General features: G+C 70.1%; 6 protein-coding genes. 5 read left to right on the top strand and 1 reads right to left on the bottom strand.

Annotated elements, in window-relative coordinates:
* The coding region (gene hrpB / locus ACMX2H_RS16305) for an ATP-dependent helicase HrpB (protein ID WP_414961945.1) at nucleotides 1–2,505 on the top strand (2,505 nt) is incomplete at its 5' end.
* A 51-nt stretch (nucleotides 2,506–2,556) separates the two neighbouring features.
* On the opposite strand, the gene ACMX2H_RS16300 is transcribed toward hrpB, so the two are convergent.
* Nucleotides 2,557–3,699 (bottom strand): acyl-CoA dehydrogenase family protein, encoded by a 1,143-nt coding sequence (locus tag ACMX2H_RS16300; RefSeq protein ID WP_414961947.1) that lies wholly within the window; start codon nucleotides 3,697–3,699, stop codon nucleotides 2,557–2,559.
* Between the two features lie 293 nt (nucleotides 3,700–3,992).
* Here ACMX2H_RS16300 and ACMX2H_RS16295 point away from each other — a divergent pair, with 293 nt between their 5' ends.
* The 4 genes from ACMX2H_RS16295 (at nucleotide 3,993) to ACMX2H_RS16280 (ending at nucleotide 7,952) form a co-directional block, all read left to right on the top strand.
* The gene (locus ACMX2H_RS16295) at nucleotides 3,993–5,090 is read left to right on the top strand and encodes a LolA family protein (protein WP_414961944.1); all 1,098 of its coding nucleotides are present in this window, start codon (nucleotides 3,993–3,995) and stop codon (nucleotides 5,088–5,090) included.
* Nucleotides 5,087–6,052: an ABC transporter ATP-binding protein gene (locus tag ACMX2H_RS16290; RefSeq protein WP_414961943.1), complete on the top strand. Its 966-nt coding sequence runs from the start codon at nucleotides 5,087–5,089 to the stop codon at nucleotides 6,050–6,052. Before ACMX2H_RS16295 ends, ACMX2H_RS16290 begins: the two co-directional genes overlap by 4 nt.
* Nucleotides 6,053–6,197: 145 nt before the next feature.
* Nucleotides 6,198–7,052: an ABC transporter permease gene (locus ACMX2H_RS16285; protein ID WP_414961946.1), complete on the top strand. Its 855-nt coding sequence runs from the start codon at nucleotides 6,198–6,200 to the stop codon at nucleotides 7,050–7,052.
* 102 nt (nucleotides 7,053–7,154) lie between these two features.
* Nucleotides 7,155–7,952, top strand: coding sequence for an isocitrate lyase/PEP mutase family protein (locus ACMX2H_RS16280; RefSeq protein ID WP_414961942.1), 798 nt, complete (start codon nucleotides 7,155–7,157; stop codon nucleotides 7,950–7,952).
* The last annotated feature ends 40 nt before the right edge of the window (nucleotides 7,953–7,992 follow it).

Here is a 7,992-nt window from a genome sequence, read left to right as displayed (position 1 = left end):
GTGGCGAACCTGGCCGCTGGGGCTGCGTTGAGCCGCCAGCCCCGCGTGGTGGTGACCCAGCCGCGCCGCGTTGCGGCCCGTTCGGCGGCGCGGCGGCTGGCGTTCCTCGACGGCAGCACGCTGGGCGGCCGCGTCGGCTACACGGTCCGCGGCGAGCGTCAGGCCGGCGCGCAGACCCTGGTCGAGTTCGTCACGCCGGGGATCCTGCTGCGCCGGCTGCTCGCCGACCCCGGTCTGGAGGGCGCGGACGCGGTGATCCTGGACGAAGTGCACGAGCGCGGGCTGGAAACCGACTTGCTGCTGGGCATCCTCGGCGAGGTGCGCCAGCTGCGTGCGGACCTCACGCTGGTGGCGATGTCGGCCACCCTGGATGCTCCGCGGTTCGCCTCCCTGATCGGAGCGCCAGACGGCGGTGGGCCGGCTCCGGTGGTCGACTGCCCTTCCGCCCTGCATGCCTTGGAGGTGCGGTGGGCGCCGGCGGCCGGACCGCGGCTGGATGAGCGGGGCGTTACCCGAGGTTTCCTGGACCACGTCGCCGCCACCGCGGCTGCCGCCCACGCCACGGCGATCGGCGGCGAACCTGCCGTGGATGCGCTGGTGTTCGTTCCCGGAGTGTGGGAAGTGCAGCAGGTCGCGGCGTTGATCCGGGACAAGGTTCGGAGCGCCGGCGGCAGCCCCGGCCTCGAGCGGGCCGGGGGCCGGAGCACCGAGGTGCTGGAACTGCACGGCCAAGCCGACGCCGCCACGCAGGATCGCGCCGTCTCCGGCCGGGAACCCGGCGGAGCGCCGCGCATTATCGTTTCCACCTCGCTGGCCGAGTCCTCGCTCACCGTGCCCGGGGTGCGGCTGGTGATTGACTCCGGTTTGTCGCGCGAGCCGCGCCGTGATGCCGCCCGGGGGATGTCCGGGCTGGTCACCGTCTCGGCCTCGCGGGCCTCGGCCGACCAGCGCGCCGGCCGCGCTGCCCGCCAAGGGCCGGGCACGGTGGTGCGCTGCTATGACCAAAAGACGTTCGGTGCCGCCCCGGCACACCCCACGCCGGAGATTGCCGTCGCGGATCTCACCGCGGCCGCGTTGGTGCTGGCTTGCTGGGGTGCTCCCGGCGGCGAGGGTCTGCAGCTTCCGGACGCGCCGCCAGCCGCGGCCATGGGCGATGCTCTGCGAACCCTGCACGATCTGGGCGCTATCGACGACGCCGGCCGCGCTACCGAATTGGGGCAGGTCCTGTCCCGGGTTCCAGCCGACCCGCGGCTAGGCCGGGCGCTGCTGGACGGCGCGGGGGTCGCGGGGCCGCAGTTCGCCGCCGACGTCGTTGCTCTGGTCGCCGGGGACCAACGCGCCCCCGGTGCCGACCTGGCCAAACTGCTGGCCTCCTTCCGCGCGGCCGGCCGGGGCGATCCGGCAGCCCGGCGTTGGCGCGAGGAGGCGCGGCGGTTGGCGGAGATCGCACGGCAGGAGGGCGCCGCCGTCGTGCCATCCCGCAGCGGTGCACCGCTGGGCGCGGCGGAATCAGCGGAAACAGCGGGACAGATTGTGGCACTGGCGTTCCCCGAACGGGTTGCCCGCCGAGTCGACGGCGGTACCGGCCAGACCTATCTGCTGGCGTCCGGGACCCGCGCCGGTCTGCCGGCGGGCAGTCCGCTGGCGGGGCACGAGTGGCTGGCCGTGGCCGAGGTGTCCAGGGCGCAGGGCCGCGACGCCGCCGGAACCGGGGCGGTGATCCGTGCCGCGGCCCCGCTGGAGCCGGACGCGGCGGAAACCGCCGCCGGAACGCTGCTGACCGACCGGGTGGAAGCGCGGTTCGAAGCCGGGCGGGTGGCGGCGCGCCGCGAGCGCCGGCTGGGGTCGATTGTGCTCTCCTCGACGCCGGTGAAACCGTCGCCCGCCGACGGCCGGGAAGCGGTGGCACGTGCACTGGAGTCCGGCGGGCTGGGCATTATCGGCTGGTCCGAACCGGCCGAGGCGTTGCGCCGCCGCTTGGCCCTGCTGCACCGGGAGTTGGGGGAGCCCTGGCCTGATGTCGCCGAATCCGCGTTGCTGGCCCGGCTCTCCGAGTGGCTGTCGCCGGAACTGGAGGCGCTGGCCGGCGGCAAGCCCGCCGCGGCTGTGGATCTGGCCGAACCGCTGCGCCGGCTGCTGCCCTGGCCCGACGCTGCCCGGTTCGACGAGCTCGTGCCCGAGCGACTCGAAGTGCCTAGCGGTTCGCGGGTGCGGATCGATTACCCGGCCCCGGAGGACAGCGGGCGCCCGGTGGTGGCGGTCAAGCTGCAGGAATGTTTCGGCTGGGCGGAGACGCCGCGGCTGGTGGACGGGCGGGTGCCGGTGCTGTTCCATCTGCTCTCGCCCGCTGGCCGGCCGCTGGCCGTCACCGACGATCTGGCATCGTTCTGGTCCGGCCCGTACGCGCAGGTGCGCGCGGAAATGCGCGGCCGGTATCCGAAGCATCCGTGGCCGGAGGACCCGTGGACCGCGCCGGCCACCGCCCGGACTAAGAACCGGATGTAGCCCGGGTCGAGGGAACAGCGCCCGCCGAGATACCTGCGGCGGGCCGTCCGGTCACCGCCTGAGTTGGCGCGAGATCAGCAGCCGCTGGATCTGGTTGGTGCCTTCGAAGATCTGCATCACCTTCGCCTCACGCATGTACCGCTCGGCCGGAAAGTCCCGGGTATAGCCGGCGCCGCCCAGTACCTGCACGGCATTGGTGGTCACGCTCATCGCGTTGTCCGTCGCCACTAGTTTGGCGATCGAGGCCTCCCGCCCGTACGGCAGGCCGGCGTCCTTCAGCCGGGCGGCGGAGAGGTACATGGCCCGCGCGGTTTCGGTTTCCACGGCCATATCGGCGAGCAGGAAGGCCAGTCCTTCGTGCTCGATCAGCCGCTTGCCGAAGGCTTCCCGCTCGTTGGCGTAGGAGGCTGCCAAATCCAGCGCGGCCTGCGCCAGTCCGGTGGCGACGGCGGCGATGCCCAGCCGGCCGGAATCGAGTGCGGCGTACGCGATGGCCAAGCCTTGGCCCTCCTCGCCGATCATCCGGTCGGCGGCAACGTGCACGTCGTCGAAATGCATAGTGGCCGTGGTGGAGCCGGTCAGTCCCATCTTGTGTTCCGGCGGTGCCGCGCTCAGCCCTGCTGCATCCGCCGGCACCAGGAAACAGGAGACCCCGCGCCGCGGATCGTCTGACGTCCTGGCCATGACCGTATAGAAGTCGGCCTGACCGGCATGCGTGGTCCAGGCTTTCGCGCCGCGGATCAGATAGCCGTCGCCGTGCCGCACGGCCTTGGTCCGCATGGCCGCCGGATCCGAGCCGGCATGTGCTTCGGAAAGGCAGTAGGCGCCGAGGGTTTCGCCGGAGAGCATGTCCGGCAGCCAGGTCTTGCGCTGCGTGTCGCTGCCGAAGTGCACCAGCGGGAAGCAGGAGAGGGCGTGCACGCTGGCGCCCACGGCCACGCTGCTCCAGGCCGTCCCGAGTTCCTCGAGGACCTGCAGGTAGACCTCGGCCGGTTGGCTGCCCCCGCCGAACTCTTCGGGGTACGGCAGGCTGAGCAGCCCTGCCTCCCCGAGCGTCCGAAAGACCTCACGCGGAAACCGTTCGGCTTCTTCGGCCGCCGACGCCTGCGGCATCAATTCGCGGGCGGCGATGCCGCGCACCAGTTCGAGCAGGTCCTGCGCTTCCTCCGTTGGCAACAACCGCTGCACAACCATCGTCACTCACCCCTCCGGCTGCCGGCCTGGGTGCGGGCCAGCTTGAGGATTTCCACAGTGCCGGCGGGTTCGCCGCCGCGCCGCGGAGCATCCGTATGTGATTGCGTGCGTCAACTACAACACGGGGGCTGTGCAGGTACAAGCACGTGTGCATCACGATGTCGGCCGTGGCGCAAGGTCCGCTGAGCGCCGTCCGGAGGATCGCGGAGGTTCGGGTGCTGTGACCAGTGACCGCGGCGCCCCAGCGGGCGTAGTCTGGGACGAAGCCCTTCAGCATCGGAAGGTGGTATGCCGTGGCCCGGACCTGGAAGCGGTGGCTGCCCGCCGCCGTCGTGCCTGCAGTGATTGCCGGCGGTGCGCTGACCGCTTCGCTGCAAGCCAACGCCGCCGTCGATCTGCCGGACAAATCACCGCAGCAGCTGCTGGAAATGGTGGCCGGCAGCGACGTCCATGAGCTGACCGGGACGCTGGAACAGCAATCCGCGCTGGGACTCCCAGAGCTGCCCGAGGACCTGCCGGCGGAAGAGGGCGGGCAGCTGGCCACGGCGCTGGAGGTGCTCACCAGCACCCACACCGCCAGGGTTTACCGGGGCGGACCGGACCGGACCAGGCTGCAGGTTTTCGACCGCTTTGCCGAGCGTGACGTGATCCGCAACGGCCTGGAGGGGTGGGTCTACAACTCCAAGCAGAATGAGGCTGTCCATTTGACACTGCCGCCGATAACCGAGGGCGGGGGCGAGTCCGAAGACGGTGGTGCCGCGCAGACCGAGGCGTACTCTCCGGAACAGCTCGTCGACCAGTTGCTGGAAAGCATGACCTCCCACACCAAGTTGTCTGTCGGCGACGACACATCGGTCGCGGGCCGCAGCGCGTACCAGTTGGTGGTCGAACCCAACAGCGCGCAAACGCTGGTGGGTTCCATGGTGCTGGCCATCGATGCCGAGACCGGACTGCCGCTCAACGTCCAAGTACAGGCCCGCGGACAGCAGGAGCCCGCGTTCCAACTGGGCTACACCAAGCTGAGTCTTGGTGCGCCGGACCCCGGGCTGTTCGAATTCACTCCGCCCGCTGGCGCCACGGTGACCGAGCACGCCGTGCCGCGGCACGGCTCGGACGCGGAGAAGCACAACGGCAAGAACGACGGCGGTGCGGACGCGGGGGATCAGGTCACCAAGCATGGCTCTGGCTGGGAGACGGTGACGGAAGTCCCCGCGGCGGCCCTTCCGGACGGCTGGGCGGATTCACCGCTGCTGGCCCAGGTGATGGAAGCCGTGGACGGCGGCCGGCTGATCTCCACCGCGCTGCTCAACGTGTACCTGACCGATGACGGACGCGTCTTCGCCGGCTCCGTCCCGTTGGAGCAGTTGCAGGCAGCCGCGGAGGCCCGGTGAACGGCAGCGGCACCTTTGCCGCACTGGCCATCGAAACCTCCGGACTGACCAAACGCTTCGGCCGGCAAACCGCCGTCGAGTCCCTTGATCTGGCCGTTCCGCCCGGCGCGGTCTTCGGTTTCCTGGGCCCGAACGGCTCCGGGAAAACCACCACCATCCGGGTGATGCTCGGGCTGGCGGGCGCCACCAGCGGCAGTGTTCGGATTTTCGGGCAGGAGATGCCCGCGCATCTTCGGAGCGTGCTGCCGCGGGTCGGGGCGCTGATCGAAGGCCCGGCGTTCTATCCGTTCCTCTCCGGCGCCGCCAACCTGCACCGGCTGGACACGGCCGACCGGCATGCTCCGGCAGCAACCCGCCGCCGCCGGATCGCGGAGGCACTGGAACGGGTCGGGCTGTCGCATGCGGCGAACAAGAAGGTGCGGGCCTATTCGTTGGGCATGAAGCAGCGGCTGGGCATCGCGAACGCGTTGCTGATGCCGCGCCAACTGCTGGTGCTGGACGAACCGACCAACGGGCTGGATCCGCAGGGCACCCGTGAGGTCCGCAGCCTGGTGCGCTCGCTGGCCGGCGAAGGCACCACGGTGTTCGTCTCCAGCCACCTGCTCTCCGAGGTGGAACAGATCTGTAGCCACGCCGCCGTGATGCGCGCCGGTCAGCTGGTGGCCCAGGGAACCTTGGACGAACTGCGGCGCGTGGGCCTGACCCACCTGAACATCCAGACCCCGGACACCGAAGCCGCCCGCGCTGTGCTGCGCCGGCTTGGTCTGGAGCCTGACGGATACCAGACGGCACTCGACGGGCAGGTCAGCACGCCAATGAACCGGCCCGACCTGCTGCCGGAGCAGATCGCCGCCGCGCTGGTGGCAGACGGCGTGCGGATCCGCGGCTTCGTGGTGGAGGCGGGCAGCCTGGAGGACCGGTATGTGGAACTGACGGGGGAGGGGTTCGACGTTGTCCAATGACGCGCAGCCCGTTCCCGCGCAGCCTGTTTCCTCGGCGGCGGCTCGGCAGGGCTCCGAGCCTGGGGGCGGACCCGTGAATCATTCCGTGCGGTCTGGTGCCAGGCCAAACAGGACTGCCGGTTCTGGGTCTGCCGGATCTGCCGGACTGGAACAGCCGTCCGCCCCGGAGAGCAGCCGGCCGTCGGCGGGCTGGGCACTCTTCGGCTCCGAACTCAGTGTGCTGTTTCGGCGGCTCCGGACCTGGGCCATGCTGCTGGCCCTGGCCGCGGTTCCGGTGCTGATTGCCGTGGTGGTCCGGCTGGCCGCCGACGAAGGAGGGCCCGGCGGGGGACCGCCGTTCCTGAACCAGATCACTCAGAATGGCCTGTTCGTTGCGCTGACCGGTCTGGTGGTCTCCATTCCGTTGTTCCTGCCGCTGACCATCAGCGTGGTGGCTGGCGACACTATCGCCGGCGAGGCGGGACACGGCACGCTGCGCTACCTGCTCACCGCCCCGGCCGGCCGGCTGCGGCTGCTGGCGGTCAAGTACGGTGCGGCCGTCGTTTTCTGCATCGCGGCGGCGCTCACCATCGTGGTGACCGGCGCGCTCATCGGCACCATCCTCTTCGGCACCGGACCGGTGACCCTGCTGTCCGGCGACACCATCGGCGTCGGCGATTCCCTGGTCCGGCTGCTGCTGGTGGCCGCCTACGTCGCGTTGTCGCTGGCCGGGCTGGCCGCGATCGGGCTGTTCATCTCCACCCTCACCGAAGTTCCAGTCGGGGCCATGGCGACGACGGCGGTGCTCGCCGTCGTTACTCAGATCGTGGGCGCCCTGCCACAGCTCGACTGGCTGCACCCGTGGCTGTTCACCCACTACTGGCTCAGCTTCGCCGACCTGCTCCGCCAGCCCATCTCCTGGGACGCTTTCGGCGCCAACGCCCTCCTGCAAGGCGGCTACATCGCAGTCTTCTGCGCCCTCGCCTACAGCCGCTTCAGTACCAAGGACGTGCTGTCCTAGTCGTTCACGGAGGTCCTGCGGCTTTCGCGCTGCTGCGCCCGCTGACCGCGCTTGTAGGATGACGGGAATTCAACTGCGACGAATACCCCGGGACGGACTGCCATGGCCACTTTTACGGAACTCCACCACACTGGTGCGCCGCTGCTGCTGCCAAATGCGTGGGACGTCGGCTCGGCCCTGGCCTTTGCTGCGGCAGGTTTCGCCGTCATCGGCACCACCAGCTTCGGCATTGCAGCCAGCGCCGGCCAGCCCGACGGCGGCCGCTCCAGCAAGACGGCGACGGAGGCCCTCGTAGCGCAATTGGTTCGGTTGCCTGTCCACATCAGCGCGGACATCGAAGACGGCTACTCGGACGACCCCGACGAGGTGGCGGACTTTGTGGCCGAACTGGCGGACCTCGGCGTGGCCGGGATCAATATCGAAGACAGCAAAGCCGGGCGTTTGGTGGAGCCCGCGGTCTTGGCCAGCAAGGTGGATGCCATCAAACACCGCACCCCGGACGTGTTTATCAACGCGCGGGTGGACAACTTTTGGCTTGCTGAACAAGCCACCGTGGACGCGGTCCTGCTCCGGGCGCACGTCTACACCGACGCCGGGGCCGACGGAATCTTTGTCCCCGGACTCACTGTCCCCGAAGACATCCGCCGTGTGGCCGCCAGGATCGGATTGCCGGTCAACCTGCTGGCGCATCCCGCGCTCAATGTTGCCGAGCTGGGGGACTTGGGTATCCGGAGAGTCAGTTCGGGATCGCTGCCCTACCGCGCAGCCGTGGATGCGGCCGTCAACGTTGCCACCGTGCTGCGCGACGGTGGGCAGGTCCCTTCCGCCACCTCCTACATGGAGATGCAGGCGCGCCTCGAGGCTTTCAACGAGAGACACCGACCGGACGGCTCTGAGTGAAACAGGGCGTGGCCGCGGGCCGTGCCCCGTTCCTGTTGTA

This window comes from Arthrobacter sulfonylureivorans (genome assembly GCF_047607445.1).
Classification (GTDB): Bacteria; Actinomycetota; Actinomycetes; order Actinomycetales; family Micrococcaceae; genus Crystallibacter; species Crystallibacter sulfonylureivorans_A.
The sequence above is the reverse complement of the archived record's forward strand: the minus strand, read 5'-3'. Positions and strand labels throughout refer to the sequence as shown.